Below are 19,782 nucleotides of genomic sequence, written 5' to 3' on the forward strand. Positions count from 1 at the left end.
AGTCATTCAGTCGGTGAATCGGCAAATCTGTATGGAGTTAATACAGGTTCTTTGAGTCTGTAATGGTTTTGCTCGCCCGCGCATCATGGAATCTCTGGCTACCCAAGTAAACAGGAGCAACGAAAATGAACGGCTTGAGCGATGTGCGGCTGACGTTACACAGTCAGGAACTGGCGGCAGGGCAGAAGGACAGCGCGCGCAATCTGCTGCGTAACGCACCGTCCGGCCTCAGTCGCTGGGGTCTGTTCTGGCATCGTCTGCACACGCGCAAGGCGTTGTTGGGACTGACGCCGGAGCAGCTCAAGGATGTCGGGCTGACGCTGGAGCAGGCAAGGGAGGAGGGATTGAAGCCGTTTTGGCGGATATGAATACCACAGAGCGTTCCCACGCTCTGCGTGGGAACGCCGCCCCGGACGCTCTGCGTCCGCTGTGACGCAGAGCGTCACTGGATGCATTCCCACGCGGAGCGTGGGAACGATCCTGATTCGTCAGACCAACTCTTTCAGCCGATGCCACAACATCCCCAACGCCAACAACGGCGAGCGCAAATGCTTGCCGCCCGGGAAGGTGATGTGCGGCACCTTGGCGAACAGATCAAAGCCGCCGCTGTGCTGCCCGCTGATTGCTTCGGCAAGCAGCTTGCCGGCCAGGTGTGTGGCATTCACGCCATGTCCGGAATACGCCTGGGCGTAATACACGTTCGGCTGCTCGGCGAGCCGGCCAATCTGCGGCAGGCGGTTGGCACCGATGCCGATCATTCCGCCCCACTGATAATCGATTTTCACCCCGGCCAGTTGCGGGAACACTTCAAGCATCTTCGGCTGCATATAGGCGCCGATGTCTTTCGGATCGCGTCCCGAGTAATGACACGCGCCGCCGAACAGCAAACGTCGATCCGCCGAGAGCCGGTAGTAATCCAGCGCCACCCGCTGGTCGCAGACCGCCATGTTCTGCGGCAGCAGGTTGTGCGCCTGCTCTGCGCTCAGCGGTTCGGTGGCGATGATGTAACTGCCGGCGGGCAGGACCTTGCCGCTCAGTTGCGGGTTCAAGTCATTGAGATAGGCATTGCAGCCCAGCACCAGGGTCTTCGCCCGCACCGAGCCTTGCGCGGTGTGCACCTTTACTTCGGGGCCGTAATCGATGCGCGTCACTGCCGAACGCTCGAACAGCTGCACGCCCAGTTGCTGCGCCGCTGCCGCTTCGCCCAGTGCCAGATTCAGCGGATGCAGATGTCCGGAGCCCATGTCGATCAAGCCGCCGACATAGCGCTTGGAACCGACCACGGTGTGCATTTCGTTCGCTTGCAGCAAGCGGGTTTCGTAGCGGTAACCGAGGCCGCGCAACTCTTCGGCATCTTCGGCAAAACCGTCGAGATCGGAAGGCTTGTTGGCGAGGTCGCAGTAGCCCCAGGTCAGGTCGCAGGCAATGGCGAAACGCTCGACGCGCCGGCGGACAATCTCCACCGCTTCCAGGCCCATGAGTTTCATCTCGCGCACGCCTTCGGCACCGATGACATTGGCGAACTGATCAAGGCCGTGACCGACACCGCGAATCAACTGCCCGCCGTTGCGACCGCTGGCGCCCCAGCCGATCCGGTGCGCTTCCAGCAACACCACGCTGAAACCGCGTTCGGCGAGTTCCAGCGCCGTGTTCAGCCCGGAAAAGCCGCCACCGACCACGCAGACATCCGCCACCACCTCGCCTTGCAGCACGGGATGGTCAGGCTGCGGCAGGCTGCTGGCGGCGTAATAAGAGGCAACGTGGGGTTGGCTCGCGGTGGTCTGGGCGCGGGCGGTCATGGGCATCATCCAACGGCTGAGTGTCGAGAAAATTTGACGGAGCATAAGCCGCACGCCCGAACGTGGGCAACATCGGTCGGCCGGCGGTGTCTGGATCCGGGCTTTTGCGGCACAATCGTTATCCCGCCACTTTGGTCACCGTTTCGATGAGCTGCAACAGCCAGAAAATCCGCAACCTGCGTCAGCAGATCCCCGCGTTCGACTGCGTGCCGGGCTGCCACGACTGCTGCGGGCCGGTGACCACCTCGCCCGAGGAAATGGCCCGGCTGCCGCGCAAGACCCGCGCCGAGCAGGATGCCGCGCTGGAAGAACTCAACTGTGTGCACCTGGGGCCGGATGGCTGCACGGTGTATGAAGAGCGACCGCTGATCTGTCGATTGTTTGGTACGACCAAGACGCTGCCATGCCCGAACGAGCGGCGGCCGGTGGAGCTGATTCATCCGCGGGTGGAGAAGCAGATATTCGAGTGCATGGCGGCGAATCGGCAGGTGTTGGTGTAAGCGATCGTTCCCACGCTCTGCGTGGGAATGCCTCTTCGGACGCTCCGCGTTCGGCCTTTGGGACGCAGAGCGTCCCGGGCTGCATTCCCACGCAGAGCATGGGAACGATCATTGCGGTGATCAATCCGGAATCGGCAGGCACAGGCTCTCTTTCACCTCTTCCATGACGATATAGCTCTTCGATTCACGCACATGCGGCAGCTTCAACAGAATGTCGCCGAGCAGTTTGCGATACGAGGCCATCTCGGAAATCCGCGCCTTCACCAGATAGTCGAAATCCCCTGAAACCAAATGGCACTCCAGCACATGCGGCAGCTTCAGCACCGCGCGTCTGAATTCTTCGAATGTGTCGCCGGATTTGTAGTCGAGGCTGATCTCGACAAACACCAGCAGGCTACCCTTCAAATGCTGCGGATTGAGCCGGGCGTTGTAGCCCATGATGATCCCTTCGCGCTCCAGACGCCGCACGCGCTCGGTGCACGGCGTGGTCGAGAGGCCGACCTTTTCCCCCAGTTCGGTGAAGGAAATCCGCCCGTCCGCCTGGAGGATGCGCAGGATATTGCGGTCGATCTTGTCCAGCTCACGTTTGGTCTGAGTGTTGGTACGCATAGGGGATGCGCCTCCGTGAAAAGGGTTTTTGCCGAGAATTGTCGCCAAATATAGGCGCTTATATAGTGAAAAGCACTGGCATTTCTTTTTTACACTGCGCCCATCATTGCTCTAACAAACAGTTCGGCGAAAAGCCGCGATGAGGGATTGAAAATGCGCGTCATGGTCTTGGGTAGCGGCGTCATCGGTACCGCCAGTGCTTACTATCTGGCCCGTGCCGGGTTTGAAGTGGTGGTGGTCGACCGGCAGCCTGCTGCGGCCATGGAGACCAGTTTCGCCAACGCCGGCCAGGTCTCGCCGGGTTACGCCTCGCCGTGGGCCGCGCCGGGCGTGCCGCTCAAGGCCATCAAGTGGTTGCTGCAACGCCATGCGCCATTGGCGATCAAGGCCACCGCCGATATCGACCAATACCTGTGGATGGCGCAAATGCTGCGCAACTGCACCGCCAGCCGTTACGCGGTGAACAAGGAGCGCATGGTGCGTCTGTCCGAGTACAGCCGTGACTGCCTCGATGAATTGCGCGCCGAAACCGGAATCGCCTACGAAGGCCGCAGCCTCGGCACCACGCAGTTGTTCCGTACTCAGGCGCAACTGGATAACGCCGCCAAGGACATCGCCGTGCTGAAAGAATCCGGTGTGCCGTTTGAAGTCCTCGACCGCGCCGGCATCGCCCGCGTCGAACCGGCGCTGGCAGGCGTGACTGACATTCTCGCTGGCGCGCTGCGTCTGCCCAATGACCAGACCGGCGACTGCCAGATGTTCACCACCCGTCTCGCTGAAATGGCGCGCAAGCTCGGCGTGGAATTCCGTTTCGGCCAGGACATCCAGAAACTCGACTACGCCGGTGATCGAATCAACGGCGTGTGGATTGACGGCAAGCTGGAAACCGCTGACCGCTACGTGCTGGCGCTCGGCAGTTACTCGCCGCAGCTGCTCAAGCCGTTGGGCATCAAGGCCCCGGTGTATCCGCTCAAGGGCTACTCGCTGACCGTGCCGATCACCAACCCGGACATGGCGCCGACGTCGACCATTCTCGACGAGACCTACAAGGTCGCGATCACCCGTTTCGACAACCGCATCCGCGTCGGCGGCATGGCCGAGATCGCCGGTTTTGATCTGTCGCTGAACCCGCGTCGGCGCGAAACCCTGGAGATGATCGTCAACGACCTTTATCCTCAGGGCGGCAATCTGGCCGAAGCGAGTTTCTGGACCGGCCTGCGTCCGACCACGCCGGACGGTACGCCGATCGTTGGCGCCACGCCGTTCAAGAATCTGTTTCTCAACACCGGTCACGGTACGCTCGGCTGGACCATGGCCTGTGGTTCCGGCCGTTTGCTCGCCGACCTGATGGCGAAGAAAAAGCCGCAGATCAGCGCTGAAGGCCTCGATATTTCCCGTTACGGCAACCAGACCCAGGAGTCCGCAAAACATGTCAATCCAGCGCCAGCTCACCAATGAGCGCATGAGTCAGATCGTCAGCCACAACGGCACCGTGTATCTGGCCGGGCAGGTCGGCGACGACTTCGACGCCGGAATTGAACAGCAGACCCGCGACGTGCTCGCCAATATCGAACGTCTGCTCGATCTGGCCGGGACGGACAAACAGCATCTGTTGTCGGCAACGATCTATTTGAATGACATCGAAGCGCACTTCGCCGGAATGAACGCGGTGTGGGACCAGTGGCTGCCCAAAGGCGCCGCGCCGGCCCGCGCCACCGTCGAAGCGAAGATGGCCAAGCCGAGCATTCTGGTGGAGATCTCCATCGTCGCCGCGCTGCCATAACGTTCCCAAGATCCCTCTCCCGGTGCTGTTGGCGGTTCACGTCGTCAGTCAGCGCCGGTTTTTCTTCCCATGACCGCCCAGAAGTCTGCCGCCATGCGTCCTGCCCGTGCCCTGATCGACCTTCAAGCCCTGCGTCACAACTACCGAATTGCCCGCGAAGTCACCGGCGCCAAGGCGCTCGCGGTGATCAAGGCGGACGCGTATGGCCATGGCGCGGTGCGTTGCGCCCAGGCGCTGGAAGCCGAGGCGGATGGTTTTGCCGTGGCTTGTATCGAAGAAGCACTGGAGCTGCGTTCCGCCGGGATTCGCGCGCCGGTACTGCTGCTGGAAGGCTTCTTCGAAGCTGATGAGCTGGCGTTGATCGTCGAGCATGATTTCTGGTGCGTGGTGCATTCGCTGTGGCAGCTCGAAGCGATCGAGCAGGCAGTCCTGAGCAAACCGCTCACGGTATGGCTCAAGCTCGATTCCGGCATGCACCGCGTCGGCCTGCATGCGAAGGATTATCCAGCGGCCTATCAACGTCTGCTGGCCAGCGGCAAGGTGGCGAAAATCGTGTTGATGAGCCATTTCGCCCGCGCTGATGAACTCCATGCGCAGAGCAGCGCCGAGCAGGTCGCGGTGTTCGAAGCGGCGCGTCAGGGGCTGGCGGCGGAAGTCAGCTTGCGCAACTCGCCAGCCGTGCTCGGTTGGCCAGAAATCCAAAGCGATTGGGTCCGCCCGGGCATCATGCTCTACGGCGCGACCCCGTTCGAAGAAGCCAACGCCGTCGCTGAACGCCTGCAACCGGTGATGACCCTCGAATCGAAAGTCATCAGTGTGCGTGAATTGCCGGCCGGCGAGCCGATCGGTTATGGCGCCAGGTTCATCACCGACAAGCCGATGCGCATCGGCGTGGTCGCTATGGGTTACGCCGACGGCTACCCGCGCCAGGCACCGACCGGCACACCCGTGCTGGTGGCGGGCAAACCCAGCCGCCTGCTAGGGCGCGTGTCGATGGACATGCTCTGCATCGATCTGACCGACGTAGCGGAAGCGGGGCTTGGTTCAACTGTCGAGCTGTGGGGTAAAAACATCCTCGCCAGCGACGTGGCAAAGTGGGCCGATACCATCCCGTATCAGATCTTCTGCAACCTGAAACGGGTGCCAAGGCTCTATTCCGAGGGTTGACGCCGCTGCGGGGGCCAGCTGTTGTAAATACTGAACGCTGTCGCCATGATAACGCTCAATATTCTTACAACATCAGGAGGCTCCCGCCTTGGACGTCGGTGAACGACTGCAATCGATCCGCAAGCTCAAAGGGCTTTCCCAGCGTGAACTCGCCAAACGTGCGGGCGTCACCAACAGCACCATTTCGATGATCGAAAAGAACAGCGTCAGCCCTTCGATCAGTTCGCTGAGAAAGGTGCTCGGCGGCATTCCCATGTCAATGGTCGAGTTCTTTTCCGAAGAGATCCTGCAGGACCAACCGACCCAGATCGTCTACAAGGCCAATGAGCTGATCGACATCTCCGACGGCGCCGTGACCATGAAACTGGTCGGCCGCGCGCACCCGAGCCGCGCCATCGCCTTCCTCAACGAAATCTACCCGCCGGGCGCCGACACCGGCGAAGAAATGCTCACCCATGAGGGCGAGGAAACCGGGATTCTGGTGGAAGGTCGCCTCGAACTGGTGGTGGGTCTGGAAACTTTTATCCTCGAAGCCGGCGACAGCTACTATTTTGAAAGTACCAAGCCGCATCGCTTCCGTAACCCGTTCGACGTGCCGGCGCGACTAATCAGCGCAGCCACGCCGGCGAATTTCTAAGCAGAAGGCGCCAGGCCAATACGGCAAAGGCCCCAGAACCGTTTTACCGATGGGCAACAAGACCCCTCTAACCATGGGGTTGTTTCAGTACAGCGGCCTACCCGCTATACTTGCGCCCGCCTGCGAACCGTGGCCGCAGGCGTGAATAGCCACCATTGAGGGTGAACGCGTGAACCTAATTATGAAAATGCTGGCTGCACCAGCAACCGTACTGGCCCTCTGGGCTGTCAGCGCTCAAGCTGCGACAAATGACGACATCGCCAAACGCCTCGAGCCCGTCGGCCAGGTGTGTGTTCAAGGGCAGGAATGCAAAGGTATGGAAGTGGCTGCTACCGCTGGCGGTGGTGGCGGGGCGAAAGCCCCTAAAGACGTGATCGCTAAGCACTGTAACGCTTGCCACGGTACGGGCCTGCTTGGCGCGCCGAAGATCGGTGACACCGCAGCCTGGAAGGAGCGGGCCGATCACCAGGGTGGTCTGGATGGCATCCTTGCCAAGGCCATCACCGGCATCAACGCCATGCCGCCAAAAGGCACCTGCGCCGATTGCACCGATGAAGAGCTCAAGGGCGCGATCAAAGAGATGTCCGGTCTGTAATCAGCGCCGGCTTTGAAAAAAACCGTCTTCGGACGGTTTTTTTGTGCCTGCAATCTCACTGCATGTTTTTCGTGATGTAGGCGCCGGCAGAATTGAGCACCGCTTTGTACACGGCGTAAGCATCGGTATCTTCAGGCGCTATTTGCTCGCAGCGCCCTCCTGATATCTGCCTAAGATCACATCCCGGGATCGACATGATGAGGGGAGAGTGAGTAGCGATGATGAACTGCGCGCCGCCGCGCGACAGCTCCATTATCCGGTTGATAAAAACCAATTGCCTCAACGGGGATAACGATGCTTCCGGCTCGTCGAGCACATACAGACCTTGGGCTTTGAATCGATGTTGAAACAACGCCTCCATGGCTTCACCGTGCGACAGGCAATGCATATCCACGCCGCCGTAGTAGCTCTTTATTTCGGGATCAAAGCTCGCCTCTGCATCAAGCTTGCGAATTGCAGTATTCAAGTTGTAGAAGGTTTCTGCCCTGTAGAAAAAAACGTCCTTCTCCCTTCGGTAGCCTTTTGAGAGCGTCAGGCTTTCGTACAGTTTTGAATGAGTATTCTCAGTCGAGAAATTGAAATTCTTCCCACCGCCTTCTGGATTGCAGCCTGACTTGATGGCAATAGCTTCAAGTAATGTGGATTTCCCAGCACCATTTTCGCCGATAAAAACCGTTATCGAGTTGCTGAGCTCAAGCGGGAAGAGGTTTTGTAGCCGGTCACCCACCGTCATGTCTGGCTTCAGGCGTATTTGCTGGATAAACAGATCATTCATATCGATGCCCTCTGAAGATTCTATCGACGGATACCTTCACGCCAATCATCGTTATGCCGAGTCTTATCGAACCAGTGCTGGCCATGGTAAAAATTCCGATATAACCGAGACAGGCAATAAGACGCTCGCCAAATAATTCCGGCGTGGCAGCGGCGCTGAAGAAAATAACCGATACCGTCCCCGCCGATATAGCCATTTCCGGCCAGAAGGATTGTATGGCGCTTGCTTTCAGATACTTGTAGCGTGCTCTTACCGTGTCCTTCAAATATCCATAGCTTCTGATGAGTTGCATTTTACTTTGCTTGCCATCGCTGGAAACGTTGAAGGCGCTGATAAGCGACTCTTTGTACAAATCTTCCTTCGACATTTCTGCTGCATATAACCGCTGGATTACAGGCTTGGCAAATCTTAATTGCACACACGTCAACACAATAATTAAAGCGATGGGCAGGAAGAAATAGATGTTTTCCCGGAGCAGAATATAGGCTGCGGAAACCGTCAAAATGCAAGAGCCCATGAGGTGGATTGTGTCATGAATGACGGAAGCAATTTTTTCCGCGTCTTCTTTTATCAATGTCACCCGATAACATAATGGAGAGGGGCGTTTATCATGCACAATGAAGTTGATAAGTAGAAAGCGGGATCTTGCTTCTATGAGCGTTGCCAAGGAATTGCCCAGAGCTTGGCTTGATAGCTTGGTTAGAAAAACAGCGATAAGAGTGAAATAAAATTCAGCCTTAATGGAGCCAGTAGTAAGAGCCGACAGGCTCTTTGCGATGACTGATGGTATTAACAATTGACATATACTTGCTACGGTAAGGCAAATAACCGAAAGCAGAAAAACGGTCAGGTTATTTCGCAAGCATATAAACATAGTTCAATGCCCCTCGTGCTGCAGTTCGTAGCTACGAATTCGACTACGTCTATAAGATGCCTCTCTGCTCGAGTAGTAGATAGATATCAGTGACATCGTGGGGCTCAGAACGCGTTCAAGATAGATGGCTGAGGCAAAAATTGAGCCTATATTCGTTTCGCCAACGCTTAGCAGATGGGCCGATACCAATAATAAAACCACTATCGCTACCGGATAACATGTGCCTGACATTGATTCGAATGTTGTGGCTTTGAGACTTGAGCGAAAAGCGAGGCGCTCGATATTTTTTATATCGATCTTGATCCTGTTGGTGTATGGCTTTGCATTAAGCAAAAGCTCACAGATGGCGCCTATTGTTACGGTGTTTTCTTGAACGTACTCAGCAAACAGTGAGTTGCTATTTTTTCGAGTTATAAGGTATGCCGCAATAGCATAAACGAGGCCGGTAAGTGGTGCGAGTGCCAGAAGTGGATGATAGTGGGCAGTCACCAGGAGAGCAGCGATAATGATGCTGCAGTTCAGCGATACATCCAGATAAATTGAGTGATACAAATATATCGAGCCATCAACGTCGCCATCGATGAGTTCGATCCGCTCGCCTGGTTTTTGCGTATGCTCGAAGCTTCTGTCTAGTAGGTGATTCAGGATTGCCTTCTTCAGAATAAATCTTGTTTTGGACGCGGTTTTTTGTAGATAGATGTTGGCTGCCAGCTTTAATGGGGGCGTGGCGATGAGGGAGAACGAAGCGCCCGCGAGCGCGTATAAATATAAACTGTCACTTGCCAAGTATAGATTGATTGAGTTGCCTATTAAATAGGGTGATGCGCTTGTAAGAATCGCAATGCCTACACCAAAGCAGCAGAGTTTTAGATTATCCTTCATGATTCTAGAAACCCCATTTGGTGGGGGAGGAATGGAAATTCATAGTCATGCTCGATTAGCCCAATTGAGCCGATTAGCGATCCCACTCTTCCAATCCACAAACCCAAAGGATCTGCAGTCTTTGTTCTAAGGTTTCGACTGCTTTGCTCACTGAGGTTGATGATGTTTGACCATAGAAATATCTTAGGGTTACTTAGCGAATCTGGTGAAAGCTTTTTAATTATATTAAGAATTCCAAAAGCGCCATGACATAAAGAGTCGTTAATAGGGCGCTTTCTTTTTTCTAGATCGTAGTAAGAAAATGCAGTCTTAGACGGATGTTTCTCCAAGAACTCTGTTGCCAGTCTCACTCCCTTTCTAGCAAAATAATCTATTGCCAAGAAGTTTCCTGGTAAGCCATGGCTCCATGAAAACTCGCCCGCACTTGATGCTGAACGTTTTCTATAGTCATGCCAGTTTTCAATCGTTCCATCATATTGGTCGAGCTCCCAAGATAGAAATCCTAAGAATAAATTCTTGATTGAGTCGTCTTTTGCGATCAGATCGTTGAAATAAAATAACGAATATGCGCACCCCATAATGCCATGGGACAATCCGCTCAATAGAGCATCGCTTCTAGTAGTGACTGCATTATCAAATGTCGCTAGTTTGCGGCCGGCTATAGGCGTGAGTTCTGTTTTTAACTTATCGTATAAGGATTTCGCTAAATCAGAAAAGCATTTGTCTTTCGTGAGGCTGAAGAGATGAGTCAGTACGTTTAAAGTTCCGAACATACCTGATAGAAAGTCCGAGCCCCAAAAGTATTTTTGCCACCAAGGCTCAATGAGTGCCTCTTCAACATATCTCTTGTAGAGTTGTAGTAGTTCGTGTTCCCTTTCATCATCAAAATAGTCTAGGCTTATCAATAGCGGTATAATTGCGGAGGATAAGCCGAAGTGAAAACCACCTAAATGCGTACCTTTATTCGAAAGTTTTTGGATCACTCTGCTGTAACAAATATTTAGCAGTTGGCTTACCAGCTTTTTATCTATAGCGCTGCTGCGGCTAGTAGCGACCACGCACCCGTAGAGAATGCCGGACAGGCCGTAGTAGAAATCGTCCCCTAACTCTGAGAACTCCATGTAACCGCCAGGTGATGAATGAAATCCCAACCAAAGTCCATTGCTGGAAATTTCACTGCCTAACATCTCATTGATCAACTTCGCATTGACCTCTGATGATGACCTGAGTTTGTTAATGATCTCATCTACGTTTGAATACCGAGGGTCGTTCAGGTCGTCGTATTGTCTGAATGTGTGGTCCGTCAGCTTATCACCATGTTCATACATATTTTTCATTGCTAATAAAGTATTCGCAGTCAGTTTTTCTTCAAATGCGATTCTGTTCTTGCTCATGGTTTGAACGTATTGGAGGCTGTTATCGATTCCGTTTATATAGTCATTGCTATCTAGGTGGCCATTGCCATCGTATCTTGGTTCAAAGAATTCAAGGGCCCCAGTTTGTCCTTGAGCAAAAGGTACGTCTAAATCCAAGCAAGCGGCGATCTCTGCCTTGAGAAAGCCTATGGCAGGGGCGGTGTCGTTATTGAGAATGTTCTCTAGGAAGGCTCTACGTTTTTTAGTGCATCGCATTAAAGTCGCATGCAAGGAGCATTGGATAGCGTAGTGATATGTGGCGGTCGGCCTCGGAATATACCTATTTCTTCTTCCTCGGAGAGAACCAATAATTTCGATGATTGAAGCCTGATTACTATTCACAATGGAGAACAATTTGTTCAGGCCTTCAATGATTTCTTTTTCGTAGTGCCACGGCTGCGCCGCTTTTCCATCGATATACAAAACGTTTTGGTTTGGAAATATTTTCACTCCGTCCATGCCAAACTGGCTCTGTCCACTCTCGTCTTCCAGATGTTGATACAGATTTAAGCTGACATATTGCTCCGATAGTCCACCTAACGCACTCAGGTCTACACCTATGCCGTCGGTGCCTTTCCACGTCCAGTTTGGAAGTATGCTTGTTTGGGTGACATTCCAGCGTACTTCTTTTGGAATGGTTTCAATATTAAGGGTGCTATAGAAAATGGTTTCGAGATCAATTGGGATAGGGCTTGCGCCATGTGCAATCAAATTGTCAGAGGTAATATCGGCGGCCATAAAAGTGGTGCAGTAGCCTAAAAGAAATCCAGCTCTTTTAAAGTAAGAAGAAACTTCGGCTTCGTTTTCTGCCTGAGTTTGAGGTGTGTGCTCTGACCAGCCGTGTTCTTTTTTTACAAGATACCTTGGTAATTTCCAGTTTTCGTAATCATCTCCGGCAGCATTGCTCAAATGCAGTAGTAAATCAGATGCTTCGGCTTCAAGTTCCAAATTTCTCGGTTTGTAAATTATCTTAATGGAACCAAAAGAAAGTATACAAACGGTCCTAGATCCAATGTGAGTTTCGCTGGATGAAACATCAACGGAGGAAAGTGTGGATCCGGTCGGTATATCGAATTGTTTGTTTATATCTTGTCTGTCTTCGATGAGAGCGAGGACTAACTGTATCGTGAATTCGATAAAATTATTTGAAAGTTTGGTCAGGACTCGATCCATTTCAGGGTAGGCGCTAATAATGTCGAGGAGGTAGTTCCTATTTTCACCAACCAATTTGAAATATGCAGAAGTCTCCATTTTGCTGCTGATGGTCTTTTCAAACACTATTTTTTCCGTTATCAAGACATTATTTGCCGCGTTAGTAAGTCGTGCTGCAAGGTTGGTTACAAAGCCATTGATGACCGTTGATTTCAATGCTTCGTTGTTTTTACATGATTTCGGAAATTGTTTTTCGATATGGAAGATGTAATAAGACAGGTATGGCCAGACTGGACAGTCAGTAGCGTAGCCGCGTTTCATGGGCGTTGTTCCGCTTAAAAAATCTTTAGGATTTTTCATTGTCTTATCCTTAAATAGTGAGGGCGGCCACTCGGTTCGAGTGCCACCCAATTTTATTTACATATAGGTCGCGTAGCAGCATCCTTGCCAACACTGTGAACAGCAGCTAGTGCATGGTCGTGAACCGCTGCTTGCTGCGCTCAAGTTACTGAATGCTTGAATCGCCAAAGTTGAGATTGGTGTCGTTGAGTTTAGAACGCGTGCTCGGGCACGACGGATTGCTAAGAAGTCGATTTCCATAATTGAGCCTTGACGTGAATTAGTGTTTGCCTTGATGGCATAAGTTTCTGGAGTGTTACGTTATGAATCCTAGCGAGGATTGAAATAACTTCAATTCAGACGCTTCCTGTAGTCATGCATGATTAAATTCGGTTCGATGTAGGAAAAATACCTAGAAGTTTGTGAGGTGATTCATTGGGCGCGGACAATTCATTGTTATTGCTATATATTTTTTGTAGGTATTTGCAACCTAACTTGAGGTTCGACCCATCAAGAAATTTCGCGGTTTTTCTTTTTAATCACCTTCCCTCTGAAGTAATTCCCCGGCAATCTCGGTCTACCCCTATCAACGGAACGGGCGGGAGGCTTCAGATGGTGCAGTTGTGTTCGATCGAACAGGCGGTGGACGACGTATTGGCGCGTTTGCCTGCGCACATCCACATGGGCCTGCCGCTGGGGTTGGGCAAGCCGAATCACTTCGTCAACGCGCTGTACCGGCGGATCAGGGAGCTGCCCGAGCGGCAGCTGACGATCTATACCGCGCTGTGCCTCGGTCGGCCGAATCTGGGCGATGGCTTGCAGAAGCGCTTTATCGAGCCCTTCGTCGAGCGCGTGTTTGGTGATTATCCGGAGTTCGATTTACTCGCCGATCTGCAGCGCGACAGCCTGCCCGCCAACATCCGTATCCAGCAGTTTTTCATGCAGCCTGGCAGTCTGCTCAACAGCGCGCCGGCGCAGCAGGATTACGTCAGCAGCAATTACAGCCATGCCGCTCGCGACATCAATGCGGCGGGCCTGAACCTTGTGGCGCAACTGCTGGCCAGCAACAGTGAGCATCCCGATCGTCTGAGCCTGAGCTGCAACCCGGACATCACCCTCGACCTGTTGCCGATGATCGCCAAGCGCCGCGAGGCGGGGGAGACCATTGTGCTGGTCGGCCAGGTGCATACGGATCTGCCGTACATGCCCGGCGATGCGGAAGTCGATATCGACACGTTTGATTTGCTGATCGACGAAAAGGACAGCAGCACGCTGTTTTCCACGCCGAACATGCCGGTGGGCTTTCAGGATCATTTCATTGGCTTGCACGCCAGTACGCTGGTGCGCGATGGCGGCACATTGCAAATTGGTATCGGCTCGATGGGGGATGCGTTGACTGCTGCGCTACTTGCCCGTCAGGCCGATAACGCCGGTTATCAGGCGTTGCTCGATGACATCAACCTCAGCCAATGGGCGCAATTGATCCAGCGCGAGGGCGGCACCGCGCCATTTGCCAAAGGCCTTTACGGTTGCAGCGAGATGTTCGTCAACGGGCTGTTGGTATTGGCGGATGCCGGGATCATTCGGCGCAAGGTCTATCCGGATGTGCCGACTCAGGAGCAGGCCAACGCCGGTACCCTCGACGAAGCCGCGCAGCCCGACGGTATCTCGGTGCACGGCGGCTTCTTCCTTGGCCCGCGCAGTTTTTATGAGCGGCTGCGCGAGTTGCCGCAAAGCAAGCTGCTGGAATTCAACATGACCCGCATCAGCTACATCAACGAGCTGTACGGCCAAGAAGAGCTCAAGCGCTTGCAGCGCATCGATGCGCGCTTCATCAACACCGTGTTCACCATGACTCTGCTCGGCGCCGGGGTGGCTGATCAATTGGCGGACGGACGCGTGCTCAGCGGTGTCGGTGGGCAGTACAACTTTGTTGCTCAGGGCCACGCGCTGGAAGGCGCGCGATCGATGTTGATCCTGCGCAGCTGGCGTGAGTCCGGCGGCGAGGTCAGCTCCAATATCGTCTGGGACTACGGCCACTGCACGATCCCGCGGCACCTGCGCGACATCGTCGTCACCGAGTACGGCATCGCTGATCTGCGCGGCAAACCCGACGCGGCGGTGATCGAAGCGTTGCTCAATATCAGCGACTCGCGGTTTCAGCCGGGACTGATCGAACAGGCGCAGACAGTCGGCAAGCTGCCGAAGGACTTCCGTCTCGATCCACGATTTGCCGACAACACACCGCAACGCTTGCAGGCGATTGCCGCACGGCATCCGAACCTGTTTCCGGAGTATCCGCTGGGCTGTGATTTCACCGCCATCGAACGGGATCTGCTGCGGGCGCTGAACTGGCTGAAGAGCAAGTTCAAGCTGACCGAGATTCTCGACTTGGGCAAGGCAGCGCTGGATGCGCCGGAGGCCTCAGTGTTCCCGGAACATCTTGAGCGGATGCAGCTGACGAATCCGGAAGGCTTGAAGGAGGACCTTTTCCAACGCCTGCTGCTCACAGGCCTCAAAGCTACCGCGCAATAACTGACCAGCCGAGAACCCACTGTGGGAGCGAGCCTGCTCGCGAAAGCGGTGTGTCATTCACTTAACAGGATGACTGACACAATGCCGTCGCGAGCATGCTCGCTCCCACAGGGTATAACTCGGTGCCGCTGGTTACTCGATGAAGGTGACGACGCCATCCTTCAGCGATTGCACGCGAGCCAGCGACTCGACGCGGTAGCCCTGCGAGTCCAGTTCGGCGCGGCCGCCCTGGAACGACTTCTCGATGACGATGCCCAGACCGGCAACGGTGGCGCCGGCCTGTTTGATGATCGAGATCAGCGCTTGCGACGCCTTACCGTTGGCCAGGAAGTCGTCGATGATCAGCACGCGGTCGCTGCTGGTCAGGTGGCGCGGGGAGATGGCCACGGTGCTTTCGGTCTTCTTGGTGAACGAGTAGACGGTCGCCGAGAGCAGGTTCTCAGTCAGGGTCAGTGACTGTTGCTTGCGGGCGAAGATCACCGGCACGCCGAGGTTCAGACCGGTCATGATCGCCGGGGCGATGCCCGAGGCTTCGATGGTAACGATCTTGGTGATCCCGGAATCCTTGAACAGCGCGGCGAATTCGTCACCGATCAGCTTCATCAGGGCCGGGTCGATCTGGTGGTTCAGGAAAGCGTCGACTTTCAGGACCTGATCGGAAAGCACGATGCCTTCTTCGCGGATTTTTTTGTGCAGTGCTTCCACAACAGCTTCCTCTGTTGGCGCGATGGGCGCCGAAGGTAGATTAAAAAGTAGTCGATTCTAGCGCTTTAACATCGCGCGTATGTCGGCCAATGCGCTATTGCCACGCACGGCTTTGACTTCAGTCGGGGTGTCGTCGTTGCCTTCCCAGGCCAGATCGTCCGGCGGCAGCTCATCCAGAAAGCGACTCGGCGCGCAGTCGATGATTTCACCGTACTGCTTGCGCTTGGCTGCGAAGGTGAAGGCCAGGGTCTGACGGGCGCGGGTGATGCCCACATAGGCCAGGCGGCGTTCTTCTTCGATGGTGTCGGCTTCGATGCTGGAACGGTGCGGGAGGATTTCCTCTTCCATGCCCATGATGAACACGTAGGGAAATTCCAGCCCTTTGGAGGCGTGCAGCGTCATCATCTGCACACCTTCGGCACCGTCCTCTTCTTCCTGCTGGCGCTCGAGCATGTCACGCAGCACCAGTTTGCCGATGGCGTCTTCGACGGTCATTTCGCCGTCTTCGTCTTTCTCGAGGGTGTTTTTCAACGCCTCGATCAGGAACCAGACGTTGCCCATGCGGTAGTCCGCCGCCTTGTCGCTGGAGCTGTTGGTACGCAGCCAGTTCTCGTAGTCGATGTCCATGACCATGCTGCGCAGCGCCGAGATCGGATCTTCGCCGGCGCACTGCTCGCGGACCTTGTCCATGAAGCGCTTGAAGCGCGCCAGGCGATCAGTGAAGCGGCTGTCGAGATGTTCGCCGAGGCCAATTTCGTCGGTGGCGGCGTACATCGAGATCTTGCGCTCGGTGGCGTAGTTGCCGAGCTTTTCCAGGGTGGTCGAGCCGATCTCGCGACGCGGCACGTTGATCACGCGCAGGAAGGCGTTGTCGTCATCCGGGTTGACGATCAGGCGGAAGTAGGCCATCAGGTCCTTCACTTCCTGGCGACCGAAGAAGCTGTTGCCGCCGCTCAGGCGATACGGCACCTGATGGTGTTGCAGCTTCAATTCGATCAGCTTGGCCTGGTAGTTACCGCGATAGAGAATCGCAAAATCGCTGTACGGGCGGTCGGTGCGCAAGTGCAGGCTGAGGATTTCCATGGCCACGCGCTCGGCTTCGGCGTCCTCGTTGCGGCAGCGAATCACGCGGATCTCGTCGCCGTGGCCCATCTCGCTCCACAACTGTTTTTCGAATTCGTGCGGGTTATTCGAGATCAGCACGTTGGCGCAGCGCAGGATGCGGCTGGTGGAGCGGTAGTTCTGCTCGAGCATGACCACTTTCAAGGACGGATAGTCGTCCTTGAGCAGCATCAGGTTTTCCGGGCGCGCGCCACGCCAGGCGTAGATCGACTGGTCGTCGTCGCCGACCACGGTGAACTGGTTGCGCTTGCCGATGAGCATCTTCACCAACAGATACTGGCTGGCGTTGGTGTCCTGGTATTCGTCGACGAGCAGGTAACGGACCTTGTTCTGCCATTTTTCGAGAATGTCGGCGTGTTCTTCGAAGAGCTTTACCGGCAGCAGGATCAGGTCATCGAAGTCCACCGCGTTGAACGCCTTGAGCGTGCGCTGATAGTGGGTGTAGACGATGGCGGCGGTCTGCTCCTTCGGGTTGCGCGCGTTTTCCAGGGCCTGGGCGGGCAGGATCAGGTCGTTTTTCCAGGCGCCGATCATGTTCTTGATCTCGTCGACGCCGTCGTCGCCTGCGTATTCCTTCTGCATGATGTCGGTCATCAGGGCTTTGACGTCGGTCTCGTCGAAGATCGAGAAACCGGGTTTGTAGCCCAGCCGCGCATGCTCCTTGCGGATGATGTTCAGGCCCAGGTTGTGGAAGGTGCAGACGGTCAGGCCACGCCCTTCGCCGGCACGCAACAGGGTGCCGACCCGCTCTTTCATCTCGCGCGCGGCCTTGTTGGTAAAGGTCATGGCGACGATGTACTGGGCGCGGATGCCGCAGTTCTGGATCAGGTGCGCGATCTTGCGCGTGATCACGCTGGTCTTGCCGGAGCCAGCACCGGCGAGCACCAATAGAGGGCCGCCGACGTAGTTCACGGCTTCTTGCTGCCGGGGATTGAGTCGGGACATACGAAAATTCGGGAGTCGTTGACGAAATGGGCCGGCATTTTAACAGGCTCAGCGATTTGTGCTGCTCTGTCCGACTTGTGACGCAACACGCGATTCAAATTTGCCGGTTTTGTTACTTTCACGCAGGATACGCGGGGATTTTGCGGCTAATGTTCTCATTCGTGACACAAAATAACGTTTCGATGCCGTTGTCATCAGACAACGCATTGGTCATTGTTCAGCACACCGGCATAATGCCCCGCCTACATCATTGCAGAGTCTAGGGAGTCAGCTTGTCTACGCCTGTCGAACCCTTGCGTTTGCTGCTACTGGCCGAAGAGCCAGCGTGGACAGCGTTGTTGCGTGAGTGTCTGGCTCCGATGGGGAGCGCGGCGGTGCTGATCAGCGCGCCGAACTGGGATTCGGTCAGCCGCCTGTTCGAAGACAACCGCCACGCGGTACTGCTGACCCTGCCAGCGTTGCAGCCGCCGCCCGGGCGTTGCAGCCTGCCGACCGTTCTGCTGCTGGAGCACGAGCCGGCCACCGCGCCGGTCGGTGTCAGCGACTGGCTGGTGTTCGACGCCCTCGACGCCGGCATGCTCCAGCGTTGCCTGCGCCATGTGCGCGAGCGCGGCGTGCTGGAAAACACTCTTCAGCGCCTCGCCGAACAGGACCCGCTGACCGGTATCGCCAACCGTCAGGGCTTCCAGACTCTGCTCACCGCGCGCCTTGCCGAAGGCGACGGTCGCGGTCTCGCCCTCGGCCATCTCGATCTCGACAACTTCCGCCATGCCAACGATGCCCTTGGTCATCAGGCCGGCGATCGCTTGATCCTGCAAGTTGTCGCGCGGCTGAAAAGTCAGCTGGAGGCCGGCGATCAACTGGCACGGCTGGGCAGCGATGAATTCGCTCTGCTGATCGATACCCGCCGCGCGCCGCAACGCGCCGAGTGGATGGCCGAACGCATCACTGAGGCGTTGGCCGAACCTTATTGGGTCGACGGCGAGAGCCTGCTGATCGGCTCCAGCCTTGGCATCGCCCATGCCCGTGCCAATGGCGGTGCCGATCCTTTGATGTGGCACGCGCACATCGCGATGCAGCAGGCCAAGAGCACGCAGGGCTGCACCTTTCATATCTTCAACGAACGCATCAACCGCAACGCGCGCAGCATGGCCGACCTCGAAAGTGAACTGCGCCGGGCCTTGCGCCGCGATGAGCTGGAACTGCATTACCAGCCACGCCTGAATCTTGAAGACGGCCAGATTGTCGGCCTCGAAGCGCTGGTGCGCTGGCGCCACGGTGAGCGCGGTCTGCTGCCACCGAGTGAATTTGTGCCGCTGGCCGAGCAGAGCGGTCTGATCGTGCCGCTGGGCTACTGGGTGATTTCCCGCGCCTTGCGTGATATGCAGGCCTTGCGCGAGCAGGGGCTGCCGGCGCTGCACATGGCGATCAATCTGTCGTTCCGCCAGTTTCAGGACAGCCAGTTGCTGCCGACACTTAGCCGCCTGATCGCCGAGCGCGGCGTCGAGGCGCAGTGGCTGGAATTCGAACTGACCGAAACCGCCGTGATGCGGCGCAGCGATCTGGTCAAACAGACTATGGACGCCCTCGGGCGCCTCGGTGTGCGCTTCTCGCTGGACGATTTCGGCACCGGGTTTTCGTCGTTCGTGCACCTCAACAGCCTGCCGATCACCTTGTTGAAGATCGACAAGAGTTTTGTCGGCGGCATGGAACAGCGCGAAGAGAACCGCAAACTGGTGCACGCGATGATCAACCTTGCGCACAACCTGCACCTGGAAGTAGTTGCCGAAGGGGTCGAGACGCCGGAGCAACTGGAGTTGCTGCGCGGGTTCGGCTGCGATCAGGTGCAGGGTTACCTGATCAGCCGACCGCTGCCGTTGGATGAGTTGGTGGAATATCTGGCGTCTGGATCGAACCAGCAGCCGGCTTTGGAAATCGTCGGTTGATC

General features: G+C 55.8%; 17 protein-coding genes. 9 read left to right on the forward strand and 8 right to left on the reverse strand.

What is annotated here, in order from left to right:
- Positions 1-125: 125 nt before the first annotated feature.
- Positions 126-368: a DUF1127 domain-containing protein gene (locus D8U82_RS07220; RefSeq protein WP_016772560.1), complete on the forward strand. Its 243-nt coding sequence runs from the start codon at positions 126-128 to the stop codon at positions 366-368.
- Between the two features lie 120 nt (positions 369-488).
- Here D8U82_RS07220 and D8U82_RS07225 read toward each other — a convergent pair whose 3' ends face one another.
- Positions 489-1,799, reverse strand: coding sequence for an FAD-binding oxidoreductase (locus D8U82_RS07225; RefSeq protein ID WP_130901951.1), 1,311 nt, complete (start codon positions 1,797-1,799; stop codon positions 489-491).
- A 146-nt stretch (positions 1,800-1,945) separates the two neighbouring features.
- Between D8U82_RS07225 and D8U82_RS07230 the strand changes: the two genes are divergently transcribed.
- Complete coding sequence (locus D8U82_RS07230; RefSeq protein ID WP_130901965.1) at positions 1,946-2,299, forward strand: YkgJ family cysteine cluster protein; 354 nt, start codon at positions 1,946-1,948, stop codon at positions 2,297-2,299.
- Between the two features lie 120 nt (positions 2,300-2,419).
- On the opposite strand, the gene D8U82_RS07235 is transcribed toward D8U82_RS07230, so the two are convergent.
- Positions 2,420-2,908: an Lrp/AsnC ligand binding domain-containing protein gene (locus D8U82_RS07235; RefSeq protein ID WP_010465173.1), complete on the reverse strand. Its 489-nt coding sequence runs from the start codon at positions 2,906-2,908 to the stop codon at positions 2,420-2,422.
- Between the two features lie 153 nt (positions 2,909-3,061).
- Between D8U82_RS07235 and dadA the strand changes: the two genes are divergently transcribed.
- From dadA to D8U82_RS07260, 5 genes are all read left to right on the forward strand, one after another.
- Entirely contained in the window at positions 3,062-4,366 is a 1,305-nt protein-coding gene (gene dadA, locus D8U82_RS07240; RefSeq protein ID WP_122506211.1) for a D-amino acid dehydrogenase, read from the forward strand.
- The gene (locus tag D8U82_RS07245; RefSeq protein WP_016772564.1) at positions 4,338-4,691 is read left to right on the forward strand and encodes a RidA family protein; all 354 of its coding nucleotides are present in this window, start codon (positions 4,338-4,340) and stop codon (positions 4,689-4,691) included. The genes dadA and D8U82_RS07245 overlap by 29 nt, the downstream gene beginning before the upstream one ends.
- Before the next feature lie 93 nt (positions 4,692-4,784).
- Positions 4,785-5,858 (forward strand): alanine racemase, encoded by a 1,074-nt coding sequence (gene alr / locus D8U82_RS07250; RefSeq protein WP_130901952.1) that lies wholly within the window; start codon positions 4,785-4,787, stop codon positions 5,856-5,858.
- Between the two features lie 88 nt (positions 5,859-5,946).
- Positions 5,947-6,495 (forward strand): cupin domain-containing protein, encoded by a 549-nt coding sequence (locus D8U82_RS07255; protein ID WP_016772566.1) that lies wholly within the window; start codon positions 5,947-5,949, stop codon positions 6,493-6,495.
- A gap of 181 nt (positions 6,496-6,676) precedes the next feature.
- A complete protein-coding gene (locus D8U82_RS07260) occupies positions 6,677-7,090 on the forward strand; it encodes a c-type cytochrome (protein WP_130901966.1) in 414 nt (137 codons plus the stop codon).
- 55 nt (positions 7,091-7,145) lie between these two features.
- On the opposite strand, the gene D8U82_RS07265 is transcribed toward D8U82_RS07260, so the two are convergent.
- Genes D8U82_RS07265 through lanM form a run of 4 tightly spaced genes read right to left on the reverse strand, consistent with a single transcriptional unit; the run spans position 7,146 to position 12,548 of the window.
- Positions 7,146-7,865 (reverse strand): AAA family ATPase, encoded by a 720-nt coding sequence (locus D8U82_RS07265; RefSeq protein WP_125916829.1) that lies wholly within the window; start codon positions 7,863-7,865, stop codon positions 7,146-7,148.
- Positions 7,858-8,739, reverse strand: coding sequence for an ABC transporter ATP-binding protein/permease (locus tag D8U82_RS07270; RefSeq protein WP_130901953.1), 882 nt, complete (start codon positions 8,737-8,739; stop codon positions 7,858-7,860). The genes D8U82_RS07265 and D8U82_RS07270 overlap by 8 nt, the downstream gene beginning before the upstream one ends.
- 3 nt (positions 8,740-8,742) lie before the next feature.
- The gene (locus D8U82_RS07275) at positions 8,743-9,621 is read right to left on the reverse strand and encodes an ABC transporter transmembrane domain-containing protein (protein ID WP_125916825.1); all 879 of its coding nucleotides are present in this window, start codon (positions 9,619-9,621) and stop codon (positions 8,743-8,745) included.
- Complete coding sequence (gene lanM / locus D8U82_RS07280; protein ID WP_125925373.1) at positions 9,618-12,548, reverse strand: type 2 lanthipeptide synthetase LanM; 2,931 nt, start codon at positions 12,546-12,548, stop codon at positions 9,618-9,620. Before lanM ends, D8U82_RS07275 begins: the two co-directional genes overlap by 4 nt.
- Positions 12,549-13,139: 591 nt before the next feature.
- Between lanM and D8U82_RS07285 the strand changes: the two genes are divergently transcribed.
- Positions 13,140-15,062 carry an acetyl-CoA hydrolase/transferase C-terminal domain-containing protein gene (locus D8U82_RS07285; RefSeq protein ID WP_130901954.1) on the forward strand — a complete coding sequence of 641 codons (1,923 nt, stop codon included), beginning with the start codon at positions 13,140-13,142 and terminating at the stop codon, positions 15,060-15,062.
- 132 nt (positions 15,063-15,194) lie between these two features.
- On the opposite strand, the gene D8U82_RS07290 is transcribed toward D8U82_RS07285, so the two are convergent.
- A complete protein-coding gene (locus D8U82_RS07290) occupies positions 15,195-15,767 on the reverse strand; it encodes a xanthine phosphoribosyltransferase (protein WP_016772573.1) in 573 nt (190 codons plus the stop codon).
- Between the two features lie 57 nt (positions 15,768-15,824).
- Positions 15,825-17,834, reverse strand: a complete 2,010-nt coding sequence (gene rep, locus D8U82_RS07295; protein WP_016772574.1) for a DNA helicase Rep — start codon at positions 17,832-17,834, stop codon at positions 15,825-15,827.
- Between the two features lie 272 nt (positions 17,835-18,106).
- On the opposite strand from rep, the gene D8U82_RS07300 reads away from it, so the two are divergent.
- The gene (locus D8U82_RS07300) at positions 18,107-19,780 is read left to right on the forward strand and encodes a bifunctional diguanylate cyclase/phosphodiesterase (protein WP_024014783.1); all 1,674 of its coding nucleotides are present in this window, start codon (positions 18,107-18,109) and stop codon (positions 19,778-19,780) included.
- Positions 19,781-19,782: the final 2 nt, after the last annotated feature.

The sequence above is a fragment of the Pseudomonas sp. Sample_23 genome, assembly GCF_004307595.1.
GTDB classification, from domain to species: Bacteria; Pseudomonadota; Gammaproteobacteria; order Pseudomonadales; family Pseudomonadaceae; genus Aquipseudomonas; species Aquipseudomonas atacamensis.

Bases quoted from the DNA above. Each gene is read 5' to 3' on its own strand.
- D8U82_RS07235 (WP_010465173.1), bottom strand. From the start codon at position 2,908: ATGCGTACCAACACTCAGACCAAACGTGAGCTGGACAAGATCGACCGC.
- D8U82_RS07230 (WP_130901965.1), top strand. From the start codon at position 1,946: ATGAGCTGCAACAGCCAGAAAATCCGCAACCTGCGTCAGCAGATCCCC.
- D8U82_RS07245 (WP_016772564.1), top strand. From the start codon at position 4,338: ATGTCAATCCAGCGCCAGCTCACCAATGAGCGCATGAGTCAGATCGTC.
- lanM (WP_125925373.1), bottom strand. From the start codon at position 12,548: ATGAAAAATCCTAAAGATTTTTTAAGCGGAACAACGCCCATGAAACGC.
- D8U82_RS07275 (WP_125916825.1), bottom strand. From the start codon at position 9,621: ATGAAGGATAATCTAAAACTCTGCTGCTTTGGTGTAGGCATTGCGATT.
- alr (WP_130901952.1), top strand. From the start codon at position 4,785: ATGCGTCCTGCCCGTGCCCTGATCGACCTTCAAGCCCTGCGTCACAAC.
- D8U82_RS07220 (WP_016772560.1), top strand. From the start codon at position 126: ATGAACGGCTTGAGCGATGTGCGGCTGACGTTACACAGTCAGGAACTG.
- D8U82_RS07285 (WP_130901954.1), top strand. From the start codon at position 13,140: ATGGTGCAGTTGTGTTCGATCGAACAGGCGGTGGACGACGTATTGGCG.
- rep (WP_016772574.1), bottom strand. From the start codon at position 17,834: ATGTCCCGACTCAATCCCCGGCAGCAAGAAGCCGTGAACTACGTCGGC.
- D8U82_RS07270 (WP_130901953.1), bottom strand. From the start codon at position 8,739: ATGTTTATATGCTTGCGAAATAACCTGACCGTTTTTCTGCTTTCGGTT.
- dadA (WP_122506211.1), top strand. From the start codon at position 3,062: ATGCGCGTCATGGTCTTGGGTAGCGGCGTCATCGGTACCGCCAGTGCT.
- D8U82_RS07260 (WP_130901966.1), top strand. From the start codon at position 6,677: ATGAAAATGCTGGCTGCACCAGCAACCGTACTGGCCCTCTGGGCTGTC.
- D8U82_RS07225 (WP_130901951.1), bottom strand. From the start codon at position 1,799: ATGACCGCCCGCGCCCAGACCACCGCGAGCCAACCCCACGTTGCCTCT.
- D8U82_RS07265 (WP_125916829.1), bottom strand. From the start codon at position 7,865: ATGAATGATCTGTTTATCCAGCAAATACGCCTGAAGCCAGACATGACG.